General features: G+C 45.1%; 3 protein-coding genes and 1 pseudogene. 3 read left to right on the top strand and 1 reads right to left on the bottom strand.

The features are described 5' to 3' along the window. A pseudogene (locus tag F6K37_RS30450) lies at positions 1-186 on the bottom strand (6-phosphofructokinase); the annotation flags it as partial. A 398-nt stretch (positions 187-584) separates the two neighbouring features. Here F6K37_RS30450 and F6K37_RS30445 point away from each other — a divergent pair. From F6K37_RS30445 to F6K37_RS30435, 3 genes are all read left to right on the top strand, one after another. After that, positions 585-755: a hypothetical protein gene (locus F6K37_RS30445; protein WP_287254248.1), complete on the top strand. Its 171-nt coding sequence runs from the start codon at positions 585-587 to the stop codon at positions 753-755. Between the two features lie 68 nt (positions 756-823). Beyond that, positions 824-1,003 (top strand): hypothetical protein, encoded by a 180-nt coding sequence (locus F6K37_RS30440; protein ID WP_287254246.1) that lies wholly within the window; start codon positions 824-826, stop codon positions 1,001-1,003. Positions 1,004-1,032: 29 nt separating this feature from the next. Further along, positions 1,033-1,718 (top strand): DsbA family protein (locus F6K37_RS30435; RefSeq protein ID WP_287254244.1); only part of this gene is annotated, 686 nt, incomplete at its 3' end.

The following is a 1,718-nucleotide window of genomic DNA, read 5'->3' as shown; positions in this document are numbered from 1 at the left end:
TTGTGCCTGTTGCCTGTTGCCTGTTGTCTGTTGCCTGTTGCCTGTTGCCTGTTGTCTGTTGCCTGTTGCCTGTTGCCTGTTGCCTGTTGCCTGTTGCCTGTTGCCTGTTGCCTGTTGCCTCTTGCCTATTATCTGTTGCCTGTTCTCTGTTCCCTGTTCCATAAAACCCAGGACTCTGTACCTCACCAAATTAAAAAATGTCATAGTACCCTTAAGGGTACTGCCGACCTAGGAATACTTTTTAGATATTAGAAAAGGGTTCAAGGTCAGTGAGATTTATTCACCTGATTTCCATCCCTAAGTACCTAATTGAAGTAAAGAGTAAACCAGAGTCATGAGTAAGCTAAAAAAGAGGATCTTGATCGTTTTAAGTTCTTTGATTCTTGCAGCAATAACCATGTTGTCAGCCCAGCCTGCCTTTGCCGCTAATGGGTGTCGTGGAAGTGACTGCATCCAATATGAACTTCGCACTCAAGCTACTTGTACATTGCAAGGATCTGACCAGTCTGGTCTACCTCCAACTGGAAAAAGTCCTGGATGGTATAAAGGACTAAATACAGAGATCGACCATCAAATTTTGGGCGGTGGGTGATGTTGTTGCCTATAAAATTCGTTGGTTAAATGGTTCATGGTCTGGCTGGTATGTCACAGGAGTTAATGATATCGATTGGAAGTTTAACACTGGTACTAATGACATGCGTCGTGTTTGGGGCTATTTTTCTGACCACCAACATCAATACATTTTGTGCAAATAACTGGTGCAAATAACCCTGATGTCTAAGAGATTTATTGATAGACAATAAGACTATCAAGACATTTATAGGTGTCTTCCACAGAGGAAGACATCTTCCTCTTTTATGGGATGCCAGGATTACGTCTGGAGGGTGAATCGCAATGCATGGAATTAGGCAAAAATTATAATAACATCTTCAAATTCCCGACAATCCCACCGATTAATCCATCCGTTACCGATCCGTTGCCGATGTTGCCTGATGTGAGATAACCTATGCCTTGGTTCCATTTAAGACAATCATGTTCACTAAGCTCCTTAGCATTTTCCAGAAAGCCCTATCACTGACAGGATTACTCCTACTCCTGTCCTTCTCAACCTGGTCACTCCCAGCCACAGCAGCCCCCAACATTACTCCTCAACTAGAACAACAAATACTCGACGTCATCCGCAAGCACCCAGAAGTAATCCTAGAATCGGTCCAGAGATACCAGCAGCAACTGGAACGGGAAAGCCAGCAGCGACAGCAAGCAATCTTGCAGGGCTTCAAAACCAATCCCCAAGCCTTCATTGGTTCCTCCCCCACCACTGGCTCCACTGAAGATAAAATTGTGCTAGTAGAATTCTCAGACTTTCAGTGTCCCTTCTGTGCCAGAGCTCACGACACTGTCAAGCAGTTTATAGCAAACCATGGGGATGAAGTAACCTTAGTTTACAAACACTTCCCCCTTACCAGCATTCATTCCCAAGCCCTGCCAGCCGCTCAAGCAGCTTGGGCCGCCACTCAACAAGGCAAATTCTGGCAGTACCATGATGCCCTCTTCGCCAATCAAAAGCAATTAGGAGAAGAGTTATATCTTGCCATTGCCCAAGACCTAAATTTAGACCTAGAGGAGTTTAACCGAGATCGGAACGCAGCTGATCGTGCTATTGCAGAAGACATGCAGCTAGCAGAAATATTGGGACTGAGCGGCACACCCTTCTTTGT

The organism is Moorena sp. SIO4E2, from assembly GCF_010671945.1.
GTDB classification, from domain to species: domain Bacteria; phylum Cyanobacteriota; class Cyanobacteriia; order Cyanobacteriales; family Coleofasciculaceae; genus Moorena; species Moorena producens.
The sequence above is the reverse complement of the archived record's forward strand: the minus strand, read 5'-3'. Positions and strand labels throughout refer to the sequence as shown.